Source organism: Streptomyces sp. NBC_00094 (assembly GCF_026343125.1).
GTDB lineage: Bacteria > Actinomycetota > Actinomycetes > Streptomycetales > Streptomycetaceae > Streptomyces.
Map to the genome: position 1 here is coordinate 4,755,632 of NZ_JAPEMB010000001.1, position 20,362 is coordinate 4,775,993.

The following is a 20,362-nucleotide window of genomic DNA, read 5'->3' on the forward strand; positions in this document are numbered from 1 at the left end:
CTCGCCTCTCCCTGACCAGGAAAAGGTCCGCATTGTGAAGATCCGACGCATTCTCGCCACCGCCGTGGCCGCCGCCGTGACCACCCCGGCCGTGTTCCTCTCCGCCGCGCCGGCGTTCGCCGACACCCCGACCGTCCCGGGCCAGACCGTCCAGGACACCGCCGGGAACGACGACCCGGACGGCGATGACTTCGCCGAGTACGAGAAGCTCCTCGCCGCCGTCGCCGCGGCGGAGGAGAAGATCGAGGCGCTCAACGCCGAGCGTGACGCCGTCGAGAAGAAGATCGAAGCCAAGGACGTCGGCGAGGCCGTGGCGACCGAGCTGACCGAGGCGAAGGCGGCCCTCGCCGCGGCCAAGGCGGCCAAGACGGCCGCCGACGAGAAGCTGGCCGACGCGAAGGACGCCCTGGCGGCGCTGCCCGAGACCGCCACCCAGGCGGACAAGGACGCCGCCGCGAAGGCCGTCGAGGACGCGGAGAAGGTCGTCGAGGCCGCGGTCGCCGCCCAGGAGTCCGCCCAGGAGCGGCGGGACGCCGCCGACGAGGCGTACGACGACGCCAACGTGGAGCTCTTCCGGCAGCTCTCGCGCATCGACACCAAGCTGGAGAAGGCCGAGCAGGAGCTCGCCGACGCCGAGGACGCCCTGGAGGAGTTCGAGGGCGGCGGTGAGATCTGCGAGGAGGAGGACCCCTCCCTCACGGTCGCGCTGAGCGGCCCGAAGACGATCACCGCCGGTACCAGCGCCGTCTTCTCGATGCGTGTCACCAACACGTCCGACCAGGCCCTGGGCGCGGTCGAGGCCTACGCCAGCGCCCTCCAGCTTCCGGGGCCCGACGAGATCATCGACGAGGAGACGGACTGGGAGAGCCACCTCATCCAGGTCGAGTGGTCCTCCGCCGACAACCTGGAGTGGACGGAGCTCTCCGAGGAGGTCGGCCCCGTCGAGATCGGCACCCTGGTCAAGGGCGGCTCCGCCGACGTGAAGCTGCGTCTCACGGTCGACGCGGACGCCCCCGCCGGCGAGGGCATGGCCTTCGCGGGCGGCGCGTACGAGACCAACGACGACGAGGACTGCGGCATGGGCGAGGACGTCGCGACCGCGTACTTCGACATCCTCGCGGCCAAGGACGACAAGCCGAAGCCGTCCCCGTCGACGTCCACCCCGGCGCCGTCCCCGTCGACCACGACGCCCACCCCGGCGCCGTCCGTCACCACGGGGAACACCCACACCACCCAGCAGGGCGGCTCGTCGAACACCCCGGTGAACAACGGCACCCTCGCCGCCACCGGCGCGAACGACACCCTGCCGCTCGGCCTCGCCGCCGCCGGAGCCGTCGTCCTCGGCGCCGGCGCGCTGGTCGTCGCCCGCCGTCGCAAGGCCGGCGCGAACGCGTAGGTCACGGCGAAGGCGCCCGTACCCCCGGCCGGGTACGGGCGCCTTCGCGCGTCCTCAGCCCGCCGTGCGCGGGATCCGCTTCTCCCACGTGCGGTGGAAGACGATCTCGCCTCCCTCCTTGCACACCACCTCGTTCGACGTGTGGAAGGCGTCCGCGTCGCAGGAGATCTCCGAGCGCGTGTCGACCGTGACGTCCCAGGCGAGCTCGGGCCGGTGCAGCCGGATCGACCACTCGGAGCGGGTCCGCGCGGACAGCGGGTCGCCCTCGTCGATCGTGTACGTCTCCACGGCGTCCTCGGTGAACTCCAGGCCGTCCGGGTACACCCGGGTGCCGCCGTACTTCGGATCGACCTCCAGCTTCCATTCGCCCTTCGCCACGTCCCTCACCACGACCCGCTCGGGGCGCGGCTCCTCCAGGGTCCGCGGGTAGGCGACGCCCAGCGGCTCGGACTGCTCCGGCTCCTCCCACTCGACGGCGTCCTCCGTGTGCCGGCGGACCGGCAGGGTGAGGGAGGAGCCCGCCGGGTCGAGCGTGAAGCCCGCCGCGTCCGGCTGCGGCCAGATCCACGGCCAGTACGCGGAGGAGACCGCGAGCCGCACCCGGTGGCCGGGCGGGAAGGTGTGCCCGATGCCGTTCAGCTCGAAGACGAAGCTCTCCCACTCGCCGACCTGCGCCTCCACGGCCCGGTCGCGGCCGTAGCGGGCGGAGAAGTTCAGCGCGCCGCGCGTGACGAGGGTCGAGGAGCCGTCCGGGGCGATGTCACAGAGCCGGGCGACGACCTGCCCGGTGGGGGCGGCCGCGCGCAGGGCGAGGCTCACGGACGGCCGGCCGAGGATCTCGATGGGGCCGCCGTCCTCGGGGACGGGGAAGTCGAAGCAGGCCGAGTGGGCGTCCTCGTCGCGCTGGTCCGGCGGCAGGTCGGCGTCGTTGCCGAAGGGGAAGAACCGGCCCGCGTCGATGCCGGTCTGCTGCGGCGATTCGACCACGACGGGTGCGCCCTGGAAGGCGTACGTGACGGGGGTGACGTTCGGGGAGGGCCAGGAGGGGTCCGTGACCCAGCGGCCCGGCAGCTCCTCGTACACGGTGGCCGGCGGGTGCGACTCGCTGATCCAGGAGCGGAGCAGCGGCTCGGCCATCACGTCGTTCTCGACGCCCTTGAGGTGGTGGTCCCACCAGCGCAGGGTCTCCTGGAGGAAGCCGATCGCGGGGCCGGGCGGCAGCCCGCGGTCCGGGTACTGGTGGGACCAGGGGCCGATGATGCCGCGCACCCGGTCCTGGGGGAGGTGCTCGGCGAGCCGCAGGACGGTGTCCCGGTACGGGTCGTGCCAGCCGCCGACGGCGAGGACGGCGGCCCCGATGGCGGAGTAGTCCTCGCAGACGCTGCCGTGCTGCCAGTACGCGTCACGGGTCTGGTGGGCGAGCCAGGTGTGGATGAGCGGGTCCACGGCCTCCAGGCGCTTCAGCCACCGCTCGCGCCACTCCTCTCCCACGTACTGCGGGTCGGGCGGCCGGCTGACGAAGGCGAGCATGGTGGCCGCCCAGGCGTGCATGTCGACGCCGAGGACCGAGCCGCCCATGTAGTGGACGTCGTTGTCGTACCGGTCGTCGGTGGAGCAGACGGTGACGATCGCCTTGAGCGGTTCGGGGGCGAGGGCGGCGATCTGGAGCGCGTTGAAGCCGCCCCAGGAGATGCCGAACATGCCGACCTTCCCCGTGCACCAGGGCTGCTCGGCGAGCCAGTTCACGACGGCCACGCCGTCGGCGAGCTCGACGGCGTCGTACTCGTCGCCCGGGAGGCCGTCGCTGTTGCCGTGGCCGCGGACGTCGACCCGTACGGAGGCGTAGCCGTGGCCCGCGTACCAGGGGTGGCGCTGCCAGTCGCGGGGCGCGGTCCAGTCGGTGAGGCGGTACGGCAGGTACTCCAGGAGGGCCGGCACGGGCTCGTCGGTGACCGGGCGCCAGATCCGGGCGTACAGCTGCGTGCCGTCCGGCAGCGGGATGCGGACGTCCTCGTTCCGGGTCTCGTACGGGAAGTCGGTGCGGATCTTCATCGCGGACAGGGCTCCCTAGTGGACGGGGTGCATGGTGCGGCGCAGCCAGGGCGCCAGGGCGATCACGGCGAGGCCGACGGCGACGGCCACGGCGCCGTTGACGCCGAAGTAGACCGGCTTGGAGATGTCGTCGTAGAGCTTCACGGTCTGGGCCTGGATGCCGTTGGCGAGCGCGAGGGACAGGAACCAGAGCGACATCGTCTGGCTGGAGAAGGCCTTCGGGGCGAGCTTGCTGGTGGCGGACATCCCGGAGGTCTCCAGGAGGACGTCGCCGAGGCCGAGGAGCAGATAGGAGCCGACGATCCACCAGGCGGCCATCTGGTACGTGTCGTCGGCGTGCCCGGAGGTCGGCAGGACCATCAGGAGGAAGGAGAGGCCGCCCAGGATCACGCCGAAGGCGATCTTGTTGGAGGCGTGCGGCTGCTTCGGGCCCATCCGGGCCCAGGCGGCGGCCACCACGGGGGCGAGGAGGACCTCGAAGGCGCCGAGGGCGGAGGCGTACCAGCTGGCCGGGAAGTCGAAGCCGAGGATGGTCGTGCGGGCGTTGGTTGAGGCCAGCAGCATCATCGTCGAGTACGCCTGGAAGAGGATGAAGTTGAACGCCACCGAGGCCAGGAAGAGCACGATGTACGGCTTGAGGCGGCCGCGCTCCTCGGCCGTGACCCGGGGGCTGGTGAACATCACCCAGAAGTAGACGACCGGCGCGATCACCGAGACCAGGGTCAGCAGGTCCACGAACCGGTCCATGGTCAGCCAGCCCGCGAGGGCGAGCCCCACGGCGGCGAGGGCCACCGCGACCGTGCCGACGACGATCAGCCGGACCGCCCGGCGCATGGCGTCCGGGGCGAGCGGGAACTCGGCGGCGTGCTTGCGCCCGGCCAGGTGACGGCGGCCCGCCACGTACTGGATCAGGCCGAAGGTCATGCCGATCGCGGCGGCCGAGAAGCCCCAGTGGTAGCCCTTGTGGTCGGCGAGCCAGCCGGTGATCAGCGGGCCGGCGAAGGCGCCGATGTTGATCGCCATGTAGTAGAGCGCGAAACCGGCGTCACGGCGGTCGTCGTCCGTCCGGTACAGCTTGCCGACCATGGTCGCCACGTTCGGCTTCAGGAGGCCCGTGCCGGCGCTGATCAGGCCGAGGCCCACCCAGGTCATGGCGGCGGTCGGCACCGCCATGGCGTAGTGGCCGCAGGCGATCAGGATGCCGCCCCAGAGGACCGCGCGGTACGAGCCGAGGATGCGGTCCGCGAGCCAGCCGCCGGCCACCGAGACGAGGTAGACCAGCGTGCCGTAGGCGGCGGAGACCGAGGCGGCGGTGCCCGAGGCCATGCCGAGGCCGCCCTCGGAGACGCTCGCGGCGAAGTACAGGACGAGGATCGCCTGCATGCCGAGGAACGAGAACCGCTCCCAGACCTCCAGACCCGAAAGGGTCAGCAGACCCCGGGGGTGTCCGAGGAACGCGTGGTCGTCCTCAGGGGGTGGCTGCTCGCCGTTCGTATCCGTGTCGATCGTCGTTCGGGACAATTCGCCTACTCCTGGTCGTATGAGCTGATCACGAACATACCGGGGGTGACGGGAAGGCGCCCACGGTGATCGAAAGGTGACCGGATACGCTGGCTTGAGTGAATCGAGCGACACATCGACAATCCGTGTGATCGTCAGCAGGCGTCAGCAGACAGGAGACCCCCTCGTGACCGTCGTCGGGCCGTTCGGTCTTAGCGTGCGGGACCAGGCTCTCGAAGCCGATGTCCAGACCGGGTTGGCGGCTGTGGAGGCGGGCCTCCTGGCCGCCACCAAGAGCGATGTCCCCTTCATCACGGAGGCCGCGCAGCACCTCGTCCTGGCCGGTGGCAAGCGGTTCCGCCCCCTGCTCGTGATGCTCGCCGCCCAGTTCGGCGACCCCTACGCGCCGGGCGTGGTGCCCTCCGCCGTAGTCGTCGAGCTCACCCACCTGGCCACGCTCTACCACGACGACGTCATGGACGAGGCCGACGTCCGGCGCGGAGTGCCGAGCGCCAACACGCGCTGGGGCAACTCGATCGCCGTCCTGACGGGTGACTTCCTCTTCGCCCGCGCCTCGCACACGCTCGCGGACCTCGGCCCCGATGCCGTACGAATCCAGTCCGAGGCGTTCGAACGGCTCGTGACCGGCCAGATCCTGGAGACCGCCGGTCCCAGCGACGGCCGCGACCCCGTCGACCACTACCTCGACGTCCTCGGCGGCAAGACCGGCTCGCTCGTCGCCGTCTCCTGCCGCTTCGGCGCGATGATGTCCGGCGCCGACGAGGCCGTCGTCGACATCCTCACCCAGTACGGGGAGCGGCTCGGCGTCGCCTTCCAGCTCGCCGACGACGTCCTCGACATCGCCTCCGACTCCCACGAGTCCGGCAAGACCCCCGGCATCGACCTCCGTGAGGGCATCCCGACCCTGCCCGTCCTGCGTCTGCGGGCCGCGGCCGCCGCGCACGGCCGCCCGGAGGACGTCGAGCTCGTCGCCCTCGTCGACGGCGACCTCACCGACGACGACCGGCACGCCGAGGTCCTGCGCCGGCTCCGCGTCCACCCGGCCCTGGAACAGGCCCGGCGGGACACCGTGCGGTACGCGGAGGAGGCGCGCGCGATGCTGGCGCCGCTGCCCGACGGGTACGCGAAGTCGGCGCTCCAGGAGATGTGCGACGCGGTGGTCCACCGCGCGCGCTGAGGGTCCGCCGGGATCGCCGGCCCTCCGCGGGTCCGCCGCGGGGGTGAGGGAATCTCAGGGTGGGGTCATCCCGAAGCAGTACGCGAGGTTGATCCCGGGGGCTGACGCTTCCGCGCCCCCGTTTTGGTCAGATGGAGTCATCGACCACTAGGGCGCACGGAGGAAGCGGAGACCATGGCAGACACCCGTAAGGCGAGCCGGTTCATCGTCCCGGTCGCGGTGGCAGGAGTGGCCGCGGCGACCATCGGGCTCGTCCCGGCACTGGCGGCGTCCGGTGACCCGGACCTGCCGGAGATCACGGCCCAGCAGCTCATCGAGAAGATCGCCGCGTCGGACACCCAGACCCTGTCCGGCACGTTCAGGATCTCCACCGACCTCGGACTGCCCCTCGGGGGCCTGGCCGACCTCGGAGGCCTCGGCGGGGACGGCGGGTCCTCCTCGGCGGACCCCACGGAGAAGCTCACCGAGCTCGTCTCCGGCACGCACACCCTGCGGGTGGCGGCCGACGGCCCCGACCGCCAGAAGCTGACGCTGCTCGACGGCTCCGACGAGTACAGCCTGATCCACAACGGCGACGACGTCTGGGCCTACGACAGCAAGTCGAACGAGGTCTTCCACGAGAAGGCCCCCGAGGGCGAGGGCGTCAAGGGCGAGGGAGCCAAGGGCGAGAAGCCGTCCGCGGAGCTGCCGGGCACGCCCAAGCAGCTCGCGGACGAGGTCCTGAAGGCGGCCGGCGACACCACGTCGATCACCGTCGACGGCACGGCGAAGGTGGCCGGCCGGGACGCGTACCAGCTGGTGATCAAGCCGAAGCAGTCCGGTTCGACGGTCGAGTCGGTGAAGATCGCCGTGGACGCGGCGACCGGCACCCCGCTGAAGTTCACCCTCGCCTCGGTCCAGGGCGGCAAGCCGGTCGTGGACGCGGGCTTCACGAAGGTCGACTTCGGCAAGCCGGCGGCCTCGGACTTCACCTTCAAGGTCCCGGAGGGCGCGAAGGTGACGGAGGGCGCGGCGGAGAAGGAGGCCGGGAAGCCGTTCGGCGACGAGCTCCCCGAGGGCTTCGAGAAGGGCTTCGGCGGCGACCTCGGCGGCTTCGCCGGCCTCGGCGAGGGCGACCTGAACGTCATCGGCGAGGGCTGGACGACGATCGCGAAGCTCGACACGGGCGCCCCGGCCCCGAAGACGGACGAGGCGCCGAAGGAGATCCAGGGTCTCCTGGACTCCTTCGGCGACAAGGTCACCGGGAAGTTCGGCTCGGGCACCGTCTTCAAGACGAAGCTGGTGAACGCGCTGCTCACGGACGACGGCACGGTCTACGTCGGCGCGGTGACGCAGGACGCGCTGGTGAACGCGGCCAACACCGGTAAGTAGCCCTCGGGTTGGGACCCCGGGCGGGTCGGGGGCGATGGTCACCGACCCACCCGGGAGCTTTCCGTGCCTTCCGGGGTTACGGGAAGGTCAGCTTGAAGCCGTTGATGTAGCCGGTGTCGACCGAGGCCTTGTCCTGGACGCGGAGCTTCCAGGCGCCGTTGGCGACCTCCGAGGAGGCGTTCACGGTGAAGGTCTGGACGATGTTGTCGGCGCTGCCGCCGGACCGGTTGCTCAGGCTGTAGACCGAGCCGTCGGGAGCGACCAGGTCGACGACGAGGTCACCGCGGTAGGTGTGGACGATGTCCACGCCGACGGCGAGGTTGGCCGGGGCGTTGCCGGTGATCCCGGTGACGTTGACCGTCGAGGTGACCGCGGCGCCGTTGTCCGGGACGGAGACGTCGGCGGTGTTCTCGAAGACCGTCCCGGTGGGCGGCGTCGTGGTGGTGCCGGACAGCGTCCAGATCGCGTGCGCGACAGCGTCGCTGTTGCGGTCGAGGGCGGTGTCGTTGATGTTCGACGTCGTGTCGCAGGACGAGTGGTAGCAGCGGTCGAAGGCCGTGGCCGTACCGCCCCACTTGGACACCTGGGCGCTGGTCTTGACCCGGCTCGCGCCCGTGAAGAGACCGCCGACGGGTATGCCGACGTTCTTGAACGAGGCGTGGTCCGAGCGGCCGTCGCCCTCGGTCTCGATCTCGGTGGGGACGCCGAGGCCCGCGAAGTAGTCCTTGAAGGTCTGCTCGATGACCGGGTCGTCGTCGTAGACGAAGTAGCCCGGGTTCGGCGAGCCGATCATGTCGAAGTTCAGGTAGCCGGAGACCTTCGCGCGCTCGGTCGTCGGCAGCTGGGCGACGTAGTACTTCGAGCCGACGAGGCCGAGCTCCTCCGCGCCCCACCAGCCGAAGCGCAGGTGCTTGGAGGGCTGGTAGCCGGCGCGGGCGACGGCGAGGGCGGTCTCCAGGACCGCCGCGGAGCCGGAGCCGTTGTCGTTGATGCCGGCGCCTGAGGTCACCGAGTCGAGGTGCGCGCCGGCCATCAGGACCTGGTTCGGGTCGCCGCCCGGCCAGTCGGCGATGAGGTTGTAGCCGGTGGCGCCGCTGGAGGTGAACTGCTGGATGGTGGTGGTGTATCCGGCCGCGTCCAGCTTGGCCTTCACGAAGTCGATGGACGCCTTGTAGCCGGTGCGGCCGTGGGCGCGGTTGCCGCCGTTGGCGGTGGCGATCGACTGGAGGTCCGTCAAGTGCTGCTTGACGTTGGCCAGCGGGATGTCGGGCGCGGCGGCGGCCGTCTGGGAGTCGGCGCCGGCGGTGCCGGTGAGACCGGCGAGTGCGAGGGCCGCGAGAGCGGCGACCGCGGTGACGCGTCTGGGCACGGAGAGAGTCATGTGGGGGCTCCGGATTCCGAACGGGGATGGGACGGAACGTGCGAGACGCCTCGGGCGTGGGTGCCACGAGGCGCTGGAGCTGTGCGAGTGCATGTGCTGTGTTCAGTTGTTCTGTCGTTCTGTTGTGCGTGCTGAATGTTCAGTGAGATTTTGACTCCGCGTCAAGAGCGGAAACCGGTCAGGTGCGTTCGCTCAGCGAACGCACTTCGGACGCAGGGGTGAAGCGGTGGCCTACGCTGCTGCCCGTGAGCGGAATAGACCTCGGAAACGGAATCGTCGGCGCCATCCTCGGAGTCGTCTTCGCGACCCTCTTCCAGCAGTGGACCCAGGAGCTGTGGTTCAAGGCCAGGCGCCGCTCCGCCGGGGTCGTCCGCAGCCTCACCTACCGGCAGGAGCCGGGCCGCGCCTGGACCGCGTTCTCGCTCGGCCCGCTGCACACCCCCGCCCTGATCGTCGAGGGCGACGGCGACCGGGCCATCGCCTCGGAATCCGTCCATGTCCAAGTCCTCGAAGGCGAAGTCGAGTTGCCGGAGGAGATGGCGGAGTGGCGCGCCGAGATCGAGGCCGAGGAGAACCGGGCCGCCGAAACCGGTGAGCGCCGGCCCGTCTGGAACGGGCCCCGGTACGCCGTCGAGTCCGTCGAGGTCTCCCGTACCGCCCTCGACGAGCAGTCCGAGGTCCACCTGCGGCTGCGCCCCACCGACTACTACACCTTCCTCGCCGCCCAGCAGCTCGACCGCCGCCTCCCCGACGGCACCACCCCGCGCGACCGCTACCTCGACCCGGACGCGCCGCTCGCCTCGCCCGCCTTCCTCCAGTGCAGCTTCGCCGTCAACGTCGCCGTGGTCACCGCCGACGACCTGCTCGTCGTCAGCCGTCGCAGCGACCGGGTCCGGATGGCCCCGGGCCTCTGGAACTCCTCGGTCAACGAGGGCCTCTCCCGCCACATCGACTCCGCCGGCCGCAACGCTCCGGAGCTGCACGCGGTCGCCCGCCGAGGCATGCGCGAGGAGCTGGCGATCGAGCCGCACGAGTACGGGCTCACGCTCCTCGCCTTCGTCCTCGACGTCAGCAAGCGCCACTGGAGCGCGCACTTCTACGCCCGGCTCACCGATCTCACCGGGGAGCAGCTGGAGGCCCGTATGGGCCGTGGTGTCGCGGACCGCTGGGAGCACGAGACGATCGAGTACGTCCCCTTCCGCACGGCCGACGTCACCCGCCACCTCCTCGCCCCGGACCGCCGTCACCGTTGGGCGCCGCTGGCCCCGTCCCTCTTCCACCTGGCCCTGGTCCACGTCCACGGCCGCGCGTCGGTGGAACGGACGGAGGCGCAGGTGCTGCGGAGGCTGTAGGGACGGAGCGCGCCGTCCGAATTCCGCCAGCGGGCTTCGCCGTGCCGCGTGACGCTGGCCCCATGAGCATCTACCTCGCACGCGCCATCTCGCCCGCCGCCCTCGCCCGGTTGCGCGTCACCGACGACGCCGGGCGGGCCTGTACGCCGTTCGTCGACGCCGAGGGCGGGAGTCCCCTCCGCTGCTGCCTGCGGCTCTCCGTCGCCGGCGAGCGGATCGCGCTCGTGTCGTACGCCCCGCTGCGGGGCTGGGCCGCCGAGACCGGGGCGGAGCCGGGGGCGTACGACGAGCAGGGGCCCGTCTTCGTCCATGCCGAGGAGTGCGGGGGCCCCGCGCCCTCGGAGGCGTACCCCTTCGAGCGGGCCGGGGCCCTGCGGACCGTCCGGCGATACGACGCGGGGGGCCGGATCGTCGGCGGGCGGCTCCTGGAGCTCCCGGAGGCCCCCGGGGAGGGCTTCGACCGGGCCTTCGCGGAGGCCTTCGCCGACCCGGCCGTCGCCCTCGTGCACGTGCGGGCGGTGGAGTACGGCTGCTTCCACTTCGAGGTGCGGAAGCCCTGACGGGGCGGGACGGTACGGGACGGCGTGGGACGGCACGCGCGTCCGGGGGCGACGTAGGGTCGGGCCGGGCCGTTGGTTTTCGGACATCAAGGAGCGTGCACGCCATGAGGATTGCCGTACTGGGAACGGGCGAGGTCGGCCGTCGACTCGCCACCAAGCTGGTCTCGCTCGGGCACGAGGTCACGATGGGTTCCCGCACCGCGGACAACGCCGAGGCCGTGAAGTGGGCCGAGGAACACGGCGGCGGGCACGGCACCTTCGCCGACGCCGCCCGCCTCGGCGAGCTGGTGGTGAACGCGACCGGCGGCCTCGTCTCCCTCGCCGTCCTGGAGGCCGCCGGCGCCGACAACCTGCGCGGCAAGGTCCTCGTCGACGTGTCCAACGCGCTCGACTTCTCGGGCGGCTTCCCGCCCGCGATCGTCACGCCCGACGGCGGCAGCCTCGCGGAGCAGCTCCAGAAGGCGTTCCCGGAGACCCGTGTCGTCAAGACGCTCAACACCATGACCAACACCGTGATGGTCGACCCCGGCCGGGTCCCGGGCCGGCACGACGTCTTCCTCAGCGGCGACGACGAGGACGCGAAGGCCGTGGTCGCCGACCTGCTCCGGTCCTTCGGCTGGCCCTCCGACCGGATCCTGGACCTCGGCGACCTGTCGAGCGCACGGGCCACCGAGCAGCTGATGCAGCTGTGGCTGCGCCTCTACGGGGTGCTCGGCACCGGCGACTTCAACTTCTCGGTCGTGACCGCCGGTTCCTGAACCAGCAGGTGGTCCAGCAGCCCCGCGGGCGTCGGATACGGCTCTTCCCGGGGCAGCAGCCGGCCGGCGGCGGTCAGGTCGCCGGCCCGGACGAGCGCGTGGACGTCGTGGGCGAGCGCGGTCACGTCGGTGACCGAGACCGTCCACTCGTCGGCGTACCGACGGGAGGCCTCGCCCGACAGGCCGAGCTGGAGCGAGCGGTACGGGAGCGGCCGCAGGCGCAGGTCACGCTCCGGGTCCCACTGGACGCGCGCCGGGGCCTGCCCCAACTGACGCTTCCAGGACGCCTGATCGGGGTGGAACCCGCGCACGTAGTGCGAGAGGCACGCGTGCCGCAGGGCCCACTCGAAGCCCTCGCGGGTGATCTCCACGGCGAGGACCGTCTCCTGGCCCTCCTTCGCGCCCCAGCCGCAGCGGTACATCATCCACAGGAACGACGGCTTGATCCACGTCATCCGGTCCCGTTTCCAGGCGGCCGGGAAGCGCCCGTCGCGGGCCGCGGGCAGGCCGATCCCGGGCGTGTACGCCTGGTAGACGGTGACGGTCTCCGGGGTGTGGACCGCCCGGATCCGGTACGTCGGTTCCTCCCCGGCTTCCCTGTCCGTCATGGCTGTCATCTCTGTCATGACAGGCAGGGTGCGTGAGTTTCCTCGGGGAGGGCCACCGGATATCGCGCCGCCGCACCCCTCAGACGCGCGCCGCCTCCTTCGCGTCGTACTCCTCGCGGGCCGCCGCGATCTCGTTCTGGTGCTGCTCGGTCCAGGTCACCAGGGAGCGGATCGTCGTGTGCAAGGTCCCGCCCAGGGGCGTGAGTTCGTACTCGACCCGGGGCGGGACCACCGGGTGGACGGTGCGCTTCACCAGGCCGTCGCGCTCCAGCTGACGCAGCGTCACGGTCAGCATCCGCTGACTGACGCCGTCGATCTCGCGCTTGAGCTCCGTGAAGCGCAGGACGCGGCGGTCGAGGAGGGCGATGACGAGGAGGGACCACTTGTCGGCGACGCGGTCGAGGATCTGGCGGACATCACAGTCCTCGCGGGTGTCCCACTGGAAGGGATCGGGGTCCCCGCCGGCTCCGTAGGTTCCCGCGCAGTGACTCGGTGACTTCGAAGTGCCTTCTTCCATGGGACCCGATGCTCCCGCAGGATTCAGGTGGTTACAAGAGGGAACCGACCCTCGGATCGGTAACCGGTCCGGTGACCTCACACCCCAACCCACCCTGCCCTGGAGACAGTTGTGTCCCTACGCGCCTGGAGTCTGCTCCTCGTCCTCTGCGGGACGATCTTCCTCGAAGGCATCGACGTCGCCATGCTCGCCGTCGCCGTCCCCACCGTCCGCGCCGACCTCGGCCTCACCACCGGCACCGCCGCCTGGGTCATGTCCGCGTACGTCCTCGGCTACGCCGGCTTCACCCTCCTCGGAGGCCGGGCCGCCGACCTGCTCGGACGGCGCCGGATGTTCCTCGGCTGGCTCACCGTCTTCCTGCTCTTCTCCGGCCTCGGCGGCCTCGCCGACGAGGGCTGGACCCTGATCCTGGCCCGCTTCATGACCGGTGTCGCCGCCGCCTTCATGACCCCGGCCGCCCTGTCGATCATCACCACCTCGTACGAGGAGGGGCCGCAGCGCAACCAGGCGCTCCTCGTCTTCGCCGGCACCGCCGCCGGCGGGTTCTCGCTCGGGCTCGTCATCGGCGGGCTGCTCACCCAGCTCGGCTGGCGCTGGGTCTTCTTCGCCCCCGTCCTGCTCGCCGCCGCGATCCTGGTCGCCGCGGTCAGGCTGATCCCGAAGGAGCCTCGCCCGGCCCGGGCGAAGGGCGGCTTCGACCTGGGCGGCGCGCTCGCCGCCGCCGGGACCATGCTGCTCCTCGCGTACGGGATCGTCCGCCTGGAGCACGGCTTCGACGGCTGGACGGTCACGGCCGCCGCGCTCGCCGCCGGACTCGTCCTCGCCGGGGTCTTCGTCGCCGTCGAGCGCCGGGCCGCCACCCCGCTGGTCCGGCTCGGCATCCTCCGTAAGGCCTCGCTCGTCCGCGCCGACCTGGGCGCCCTGCTCTTCGTGGGCTCCTTCTTCGGCTTCCAGTTCGTGGCTACGCTCTACCTCCAGGAACTGCGCGGCTGGTCGTCGCTCCAGACGGCGCTCGCCCTGCTGGTCATGGGCGTCGACGCGGTCCTCGCGCCGACGCTGACCCCGCGGCTCGTGGCACGCTTCGGCAACGCCCGGGTGATCCTCGGCGGCTTCGTCCTCGCCGTCGTCTCGTACGCGCTGTTCCTGCCGGTCGGCCCGGACTGGTCGTACGCGGCGATGTTCCCGACCCTGCTGCTGACCGGCCTCGCCTTCGCCCTCGCCTACGGACCGCTCACCATCGCCGGCACGGAGGGGATCGCGGAGGAGGAGCAGGGGCTCGCGAGCGGCCTGCTCACGACGGCGACCCAGTTCGGCTCGGCGGTCGGGATCGCGGCGGTGACCGCGGTGTACGGGATCGCCGGCGGCGGCCTCGGCGGCTTCCGGGCGGCGCTCGTCGTCCCGCTGGTGATGGTGGCGCTGGGGGCCGTGGTCACGGCGACGGGGGTGCGGGGGCAGCGGCCGGCGGACGCCGGGGAGGCCCCGGGCGGCACCTCCGAGGTCCCGAGTGGCGTCCCTGAGTCCCCGGGCGGCGTCCCCGAGTCCTCGGGTGGCGTCCCCGAGTCCTCGGGTGGCGTCCAAGGGGCTGCGACCAAGGTCACGGTCTGAACGCCCCGGTCCACCCCTAATGTGGGGGGATGAACGATTCGCCCGGCTGCCCGCTGACCGATGTCGCGACCACGTACATGCCCCGGCTCTCGGAGGTCACCTCCGAGCCGGGGCTCGCGGCCGCCGTCGACCAGCACGCCGCCGCGGTGCGCGACGCGCTCGTCCCGGCCCAGCGGGGCTCGCGGGGCCGGACCGTCCGGCGGGAGGAGCTCGCCGACTACGTCCTCGGGTTCACCGACTGGCTCTCCGAGGTCGACTGGACCGAGCCGGCCGGCCACGACTTCGCGACCCTGCGGCTGACGGCCGTCTGCTGGCTGATCCGGGAGCACGACCTCCTGGACGGGTGACGCGTCAGCGTCCCGGGCGGACCGTCGGCGTGGGGGTCGACTGTGCGGTGGCCGACTGTGCGGTGGCCGACTGTGCCGCCGCCTCGACCGAGGCGACCGCCTCCGCCGCCGCCGCTTCCATCGCCGCCCGGCTGCGGCGGGCCGTGCGCAGGGCGTCCCAGGTGAGGAGCGTCAGCGCCAGCCACACGAGCGAGAAGCCGGCCCAGCGCTCCGGGGGCATCGCCTCGTGGAAGTACAGGACGCCGAGCAGGAACTGGAAGGTCGGCGACAGGTACTGGAGCAGTCCGAGCGTCGACAGCGGTACGCGGATGGCGGCCGCGCCGAAGCAGACCAGCGGCACCGCCGTGACGAGGCCGGTGGAGACGAGCAGGGCCGTATGCCCCGCGCCCCCGGTGCCGAAGGCCAGGGTGCCCTGGGTGCCGAGCCAGATCAGGTAGCCGAGGGCCGGCAGGAACAGGACGGCCGTCTCGGCGGCGAGCGACTCCAGGCCCCCGAGGTTGAGCTTCTTCTTCACCAGGCCGTAGATCGCGAAGGAGGAGGCGAGGGTGAGCGAGACCCACGGCAGCTCCCCGTACCCGATCGCGAGGACGAGGACGGCCGCGAAGCTCACGCCGACCGCAGCCCACTGGGCCGGGCGCAGCCGCTCCTTGAGGACGACGACGCCGAGCGCGATGATGACGAGCGGGTTGATGAAGTAGCCGAGCGAGGCCTCCACGACACGGTCGTTGTTGACCGACCAGATGTAGAGGCCCCAGTTCACGCTGATGAGGGCGGCGGCGACGGTGATCAGGGCGAGCTTGCGCGGGCTGCGGACGAGCTCCCGTATCCAGCCCCAGCGGCGGAGCGCGAGCAGCGCGAGGCCGACGAAGGCGAGGGACCAGACCATGCGGTGGGCGAGGATCTCGACGGCTCCGGCGGGCTTGAGGAGTGGCCAGAAGAGCGGGACCAGCCCCCATATGGCGTAGGCGCCGAACCCGTAGAGCAGTCCTGCTCGTCCTTCGTTCTCGGTCTTCGTCTCCACCGGACCTCCCGCCCGCCCTGCGCCACGCTGTCCTGTCGAAGGTAGCGCCGCGCGAGGCGGGTTGTCATGCCCGTATCGCCATACGGTCATGACAATCAGGGAGGCGGGTCAGGAGGCGTCGAGCGCTTCCTTGATCGTCACCGCGATCGGGGTGGTGGGGCGGCCGATCAGCCGGGCCAGGTCGCCGGTCTGCCGGGCGAGCGCGCCGCGCTCGACGGCCCGGTCGACGTCGACCAGGATCTCGGCGAAGAACGGCGGGACCCCGGCGCCGGTGAGGATCGCGAGGTGGGCCTCGGCGGGGACGCTGGTGTACGCGATCTCCCGGCCCGACAGGGCGGCGACCTCGGCCGCGTACTCGGCGAGGGACCAGGCGGTGTCGCCGCTCAGCTCGTACGCCGTGTTCAGGTGCTCCTCGGCCGGGCCGGTCAGGACGGCGGCCGCGGCGGCGGCGTAGTCGGCGCGGGTGGCGGAGGCGATCCGGCCCTCGCCGGCGTTGGAGACGACGGCGCCGTGGGCCAGGACGGGGGCGAGGTTCGCGGTGTAGTTCTCGGTGTACCAGCCGTTGCGGAGGAAGGTGTACGGCAGCCCCGAGGCGAGGATCAGTACTTCGGTCTCCTTGTGCTCGGCGGCGAGGTCGAAGTCCGCCTCCGGGCCGCCGAGGACGCCGGTGTACGCGAGCTGGGCGACGCCCGCCGCCTTGGCCGCGTCGATCACCGCGGCGTGCTGTGCGACGCGCTGCCCGACCTCGCTGCCCGAGATGAGGAGCACGCGGTCACCGGCCCCGAAGGCCTCCGCCAGGGTCTCCGGCCGGCTGTAGTCGGCGATGCGCAGCTCGACGCCGCGCTCCGCGAGGTCGGCGGCCTTCTCCTTGTTCCGGACGACGGCGGCGACGGACTCCGCGGGGACGGTGGCGAGGAGGGCGTCGATGACGAGACGGCCGAGCTGTCCGGTGGCTCCGGTGACGACGATGCTCATGATTGCTTCCTTTTCCCGTGGGGTGCGGTGGGCGATGCACTCACCGTACGGCGGGCGCTTTCCTTTCGTAAGTACCCACTTTGAAGTAAGGTACTGGTATGGGAGTAAGTGAGGAACCGAAGAGCCTGCTGGCGGACGTCGACGGCGCCATGTGCCCGGCGCGCCTCGTCCTGGAGCACGTCACCAGCCGCTGGGGCGTCCTCATCCTGATCGCGCTGCGCGAGCGCTCGTACCGCTTCAGCGAGCTGCGCCGGCGGGTCGGCGGCGTCAGCGAGAAGATGCTCACCCAGACGCTCCAGACCCTGGAGCGCGACGGCTTCGTCCACCGCGACGCCAAGCCCGTCATCCCGCCCCGCGTCGACTACAGCCTCACCGTCATGGGCGAGGAGGCCGCCCGCCAGGTCGCGGAGCTCGCCCGCTGGACCGACCAGCGGGTCGCGGAGGTCGAGGAGGCCCGGGCGCGGTACGACGAGGCGCGTCGCGAGCGTGCCACGGATCCGTCCCAATGATGTTGTAAGCAGGGCGAGTTGTCGGTGCCGAGTCGTACGATCTGCTCACTGTTCGGGGGAAACCGTGAGGGACCGTGGGGGAACTGTGGCGTACGGGGACCAAAGGCTGCTGCGCGCGTGCTGCGCGGTGCTGGTGAGCGGGCTGATCGCGACCGGCTGCAGTAGCGGCGACGGGGAGAGACCCGACGGCAAGGGGAGTACGGGCACGGCACAGGGACCCACCAAGGCGCCGACCACCGCCCCGGCTCCCACCCCGACCGCCCTCGACTTCACCCCGGACCCGAAGCGCGCGCCGAAGACCGAGGCCGAGGCCCGGCGCCTCGCCCTCGCCGTCGTCGCCGGGCCCGACGCCTGGGCCCCGGGTTACGTCAAGCGCACCCCGTACCTCAGCGACCCGGACTACTGGCCCGTCCTCGGTGCCAACTGCTCCTGGGAGACCGGCAGTCGGCCGGCGGACGTCCTCGCCAGCGTCACCGCCTACAGCGAGATCCCCGCCACCGGCGGCAAGGGCGTTCTGCGGGTCGCCGCCACCGTCACCGTGCACCGCACCGAGTCCGACGCCGACTGGGAGATGGCGTCGACCCTCGAAGAGGCGCTGAACTGCCCCGACCAGAAACTGCGCGAAGGCGAGCGCGTCACCGGACTCATGTCGCTCGGCAACCCCTTCGGCGTCGGCGGCAACGCCACCGCCCACGACGCCCTCCGCGAGGGCGGCTCCTACCTCGACGACGCCGTGAAGGGGACGCAGTTCTACAGCTGGTACCAGTCCCGGCTCGGCCAGGTCACCGTCGCCACCGTCGTCAAGGGCGCCCCCGGCTACCAGGAGATGGGCGACGCCACGACCGTCGGCACGGCCCAGGCACAGGTCCAGGCCCTCGTCACCATGCTCCAACGCGCCGAGGACGAGCTGGAGGTCCAGTCATGAGCCCCACGACCCCCGAGTCCCAGCCCGAGCGGCAGCCCACGCCCCGGCCTGAGCCGCAGGGCCGGCCCGAGCCCGGAGCCCTTCAACCCCTCCTGCCCTCCGACCCGTCCTCGATCGCCGCCTACCGGCTCCTGGGCCGTCTCGGCGCGGGCGGCATGGGCGTCGTCTATCTGGGCCGTACGGCGACCGGCGAACTCGCCGCCGTCAAGGTCACCCACGCCGACCAGGCCGACCAGCCCGACTTCCGGGCCCGCTTCCGCCGCGAGGTCGAGGCCGCCCGCCGGGTCTCCAGCCCCTGGGCCGTCCCCGTCACCGGCGCCGACCCGGACGCCCCCGAACCGTGGATGGCCACCGCCTTCGTCGCCGGCCCCTCGCTCGGCGAGGCCGTCACCGCGCACGGCGCGCTGCCCGAGCGGAGCGTCCGCCTCCTCGGCTGGTCCGTCGCCCGCGCCCTCGCCGCCGTGCACGCGGCCGGACTCGTCCACCGGGACGTCAAGCCCGGCAACGTCCTCCTCGCCGTCGACGGCCCCCGCCTCATCGACTTCGGCATCGCCCGTGCCACCGGGGAGACCGCCCTCACCGCGACCGACATGGTCGTCGGCACCCCCGGTTTCCTCGCCCCCGAGCAGGCCGAGGCCCGCACGGACGCGATTGGCCCGCCCGCCGACGTCTTCGCCCTCGGCTGCCTCCTCGCGTACGCGGCGACCGGACGGCCGCCCTTCGGCACCGGCGCCGTCGACGCCCTGATGTACCGGACCGTCCACGACGAACCCGACCTCGCCGGCGTACCCGAAGGGCTGCTCGACCTCGTCCGGGCCTGCCTCGCCAAGGACCCCGCCGGGCGGCCCACCGCCGCCGAGATCGGCGTCCGGCTCGTCGAGGACAGCCCCGGCGACGGCGCCGAGTGGCTGCCCGCCCCCGTCGTCCGGACCATCGCCGAACGCTCCGCCCGGATGCTCGCCCTCCCCGAGATCGACGTCACCGAGGCCGGCGACACCACCGGGCCGGCAGCCCCCGAGAAGAGCAGGCGGGGCTTCCTTCTGCTCGCCTCGGGCGCCGCCGTGCTGGCCGTCGGCGGCGGCGCGGCGGCCGTCTGGGCGGGACTTGGGGACGACGACGGGGCGGACGGCAAGGGCGGCGGCAAGAAGCCCGCGCCGCCCCGCACCAGCTGGACCATCGGCGTCCTCGCCGACCTGTCCGGGCCCGCCAAGGACATCGGCCGCGCCCAGGAGCAGGGCGCGCGCCTGGCGGTCGAGCAGTTCAACGCCCGCAAGGACAAGCCCTTCACGCTCGACCTCAAGGTCGTCGACGACCGGGGCGACTCCTCCCGCGCCTTGCAGACCGCCAAGACCCTCACCACCGACCCCGGGGTCCTCGCCGTCCTAGGCCCCACCACCGACGCCGTCGGTCAGGCCGTCATGCCCGCCTTCGAGGAGGCCGGCATCCCGCTGATCACGGTCTCGGCCGGATACAACCTGCTCACCCTGCGGGCGGGCAGCGCGCGGAACGAGACGTTCCTGCGCGCCATCCCGAACCACATCAGCGCGGGCACCCACCTCTCCTTCGCCGTCACGCTGCTGCCCGACATCCGCCGCCCCGGAGTCCTGGAGGACCGGACAGAGGACCACTACAGCTGGCAGGCCACCGGCGGCGCGCGCTTCGGCTTCGGACAGGCCGGCATCGCCCCGCACTTCCGGGTCGTCCCCGCCCACGCCGACGCCGGCGCGTACCGCCGCGTGCTCGGCGAGATGATCGACGCCGGCATCGACGCGTACGTCCACTGCGGAGTCACCGAGACCGCCGTCCACGCCGCCCGCGCCCTCACCGAACTGGGCTTCACCGGACCGAGGTTCACCGGCCAGGCAGTCTTCGGCCGGGAATTCCTGCAGAAGGCCGGGGCCGCCGCCGAGGGCTGGTTCGTGTGCGCGCCCGTCGCCGACCCCGCGACCCAGAAGACGGCCGCCGCCTTCACCGCCGCCCATCGCAAGCGGTACGGGGCGGCCCCCGCGTACTACGCGGGCGAGTCGTACGACGTCGTCACCATGACGATCAAGCAGCTGACGGCCCAGGCGAAGGCCGGCGGCAGGCCCGCGCGCAAGGGCCTGTGGGCCGCGCTGCGCAAGCAGAAGTACACCGGCGTGATGGGCGGCTACCACTTCAACGAGTTCGGCGACCTGGGGCTGGGCGGCACCTTCGTCTTCGCGGTGCAGAACGGCGCGTACAAGCCGATCGGTTCCGCGCCCCTGCTGCCGAACAAGCCCGCGAAGAACGACAAGAAGGCCTGACC

Annotated in this window: 18 protein-coding genes; 11 read left to right on the forward strand and 7 right to left on the reverse strand. The window is 72.0% G+C overall.

The annotated features are described in order from the left end of the window. The first annotated feature begins 34 nt into the window (after window positions 1-34). On the forward strand, window positions 35-1,396 hold the full coding sequence (locus tag OG580_RS21060; RefSeq protein ID WP_267045230.1) for an LPXTG cell wall anchor domain-containing protein: 1,362 nt from the start codon (window positions 35-37) through the stop codon (window positions 1,394-1,396). 54 nt (window positions 1,397-1,450) lie between these two features. On the opposite strand, the gene OG580_RS21065 is transcribed toward OG580_RS21060, so the two are convergent. After that, entirely contained in the window at window positions 1,451-3,448 is a 1,998-nt protein-coding gene (locus OG580_RS21065) for a CocE/NonD family hydrolase (protein WP_267045231.1), read from the reverse strand. A gap of 15 nt (window positions 3,449-3,463) precedes the next feature. Continuing rightward, window positions 3,464-4,969 (reverse strand): peptide MFS transporter, encoded by a 1,506-nt coding sequence (locus OG580_RS21070; protein ID WP_267045232.1) that lies wholly within the window; start codon window positions 4,967-4,969, stop codon window positions 3,464-3,466. A 166-nt stretch (window positions 4,970-5,135) separates the two neighbouring features. On the opposite strand from OG580_RS21070, the gene OG580_RS21075 reads away from it, so the two are divergent. Both OG580_RS21075 and OG580_RS21080 read left to right on the forward strand, forming a co-directional pair. After that, window positions 5,136-6,146, forward strand: a complete 1,011-nt coding sequence (locus OG580_RS21075) for a polyprenyl synthetase family protein (RefSeq protein WP_267045233.1) — start codon at window positions 5,136-5,138, stop codon at window positions 6,144-6,146. A 174-nt stretch (window positions 6,147-6,320) separates the two neighbouring features. Continuing rightward, complete coding sequence (locus tag OG580_RS21080; RefSeq protein ID WP_267045234.1) at window positions 6,321-7,517, forward strand: DUF2092 domain-containing protein; 1,197 nt, start codon at window positions 6,321-6,323, stop codon at window positions 7,515-7,517. Window positions 7,518-7,593: 76 nt separating this feature from the next. On the opposite strand, the gene OG580_RS21085 is transcribed toward OG580_RS21080, so the two are convergent. Then, entirely contained in the window at window positions 7,594-8,898 is a 1,305-nt protein-coding gene (locus tag OG580_RS21085) for a M28 family metallopeptidase (protein ID WP_267045235.1), read from the reverse strand. Between the two features lie 245 nt (window positions 8,899-9,143). On the opposite strand from OG580_RS21085, the gene OG580_RS21090 reads away from it, so the two are divergent. The 3 genes from OG580_RS21090 (at window position 9,144) to OG580_RS21100 (ending at window position 11,568) form a co-directional block, all read left to right on the forward strand. Next, window positions 9,144-10,250 (forward strand): hypothetical protein, encoded by a 1,107-nt coding sequence (locus tag OG580_RS21090; protein ID WP_267045236.1) that lies wholly within the window; start codon window positions 9,144-9,146, stop codon window positions 10,248-10,250. Window positions 10,251-10,312: 62 nt separating this feature from the next. After that, window positions 10,313-10,810 carry a DUF1203 domain-containing protein gene (locus OG580_RS21095; protein WP_267045237.1) on the forward strand — a complete coding sequence of 166 codons (498 nt, stop codon included), beginning with the start codon at window positions 10,313-10,315 and terminating at the stop codon, window positions 10,808-10,810. 104 nt (window positions 10,811-10,914) lie between these two features. Continuing rightward, window positions 10,915-11,568 carry an NADPH-dependent F420 reductase gene (locus OG580_RS21100; RefSeq protein WP_267045238.1) on the forward strand — a complete coding sequence of 218 codons (654 nt, stop codon included), beginning with the start codon at window positions 10,915-10,917 and terminating at the stop codon, window positions 11,566-11,568. Here OG580_RS21100 and OG580_RS21105 read toward each other — a convergent pair. Together OG580_RS21105 and OG580_RS21110 are read right to left on the reverse strand one after the other, a co-directional pair. Then, window positions 11,511-12,194, reverse strand: coding sequence for a DUF4291 domain-containing protein (locus tag OG580_RS21105; protein WP_267045239.1), 684 nt, complete (start codon window positions 12,192-12,194; stop codon window positions 11,511-11,513). The genes OG580_RS21100 and OG580_RS21105 overlap by 58 nt on opposite strands. 61 nt (window positions 12,195-12,255) lie before the next feature. Then, window positions 12,256-12,693 carry a helix-turn-helix domain-containing protein gene (locus tag OG580_RS21110; RefSeq protein WP_267045240.1) on the reverse strand — a complete coding sequence of 146 codons (438 nt, stop codon included), beginning with the start codon at window positions 12,691-12,693 and terminating at the stop codon, window positions 12,256-12,258. A gap of 111 nt (window positions 12,694-12,804) precedes the next feature. Here OG580_RS21110 and OG580_RS21115 point away from each other — a divergent pair, with 111 nt between their 5' ends. Continuing rightward, window positions 12,805-14,298 (forward strand): MFS transporter, encoded by a 1,494-nt coding sequence (locus OG580_RS21115; RefSeq protein WP_267045241.1) that lies wholly within the window; start codon window positions 12,805-12,807, stop codon window positions 14,296-14,298. Window positions 14,299-14,327: 29 nt separating this feature from the next. After that, a complete protein-coding gene (locus OG580_RS21120; protein WP_267045242.1) occupies window positions 14,328-14,645 on the forward strand; it encodes a DUF6401 family natural product biosynthesis protein in 318 nt (105 codons plus the stop codon). 4 nt (window positions 14,646-14,649) lie between these two features. On the opposite strand, the gene rarD is transcribed toward OG580_RS21120, so the two are convergent. Continuing rightward, window positions 14,650-15,666: an EamA family transporter RarD gene (gene rarD, locus OG580_RS21125; protein WP_267045243.1), complete on the reverse strand. Its 1,017-nt coding sequence runs from the start codon at window positions 15,664-15,666 to the stop codon at window positions 14,650-14,652. 108 nt (window positions 15,667-15,774) lie between these two features. Further along, window positions 15,775-16,641: an NAD(P)H-binding protein gene (locus tag OG580_RS21130; protein ID WP_267045244.1), complete on the reverse strand. Its 867-nt coding sequence runs from the start codon at window positions 16,639-16,641 to the stop codon at window positions 15,775-15,777. Window positions 16,642-16,739: 98 nt separating this feature from the next. Between OG580_RS21130 and OG580_RS21135 the strand changes: the two genes are divergently transcribed. From OG580_RS21135 to OG580_RS21145, 3 genes are all read left to right on the forward strand, one after another. Beyond that, window positions 16,740-17,150 (forward strand): helix-turn-helix domain-containing protein, encoded by a 411-nt coding sequence (locus tag OG580_RS21135; RefSeq protein ID WP_267045245.1) that lies wholly within the window; start codon window positions 16,740-16,742, stop codon window positions 17,148-17,150. Window positions 17,151-17,283: 133 nt separating this feature from the next. Then, a complete protein-coding gene (locus tag OG580_RS21140) occupies window positions 17,284-18,075 on the forward strand; it encodes a hypothetical protein (RefSeq protein WP_267045246.1) in 792 nt (263 codons plus the stop codon). After that, the gene (locus OG580_RS21145; RefSeq protein WP_267045247.1) at window positions 18,072-20,360 is read left to right on the forward strand and encodes an ABC transporter substrate-binding protein; all 2,289 of its coding nucleotides are present in this window, start codon (window positions 18,072-18,074) and stop codon (window positions 20,358-20,360) included. The genes OG580_RS21140 and OG580_RS21145 overlap by 4 nt, the downstream gene beginning before the upstream one ends. The last annotated feature ends 2 nt before the right edge of the window (window positions 20,361-20,362 follow it).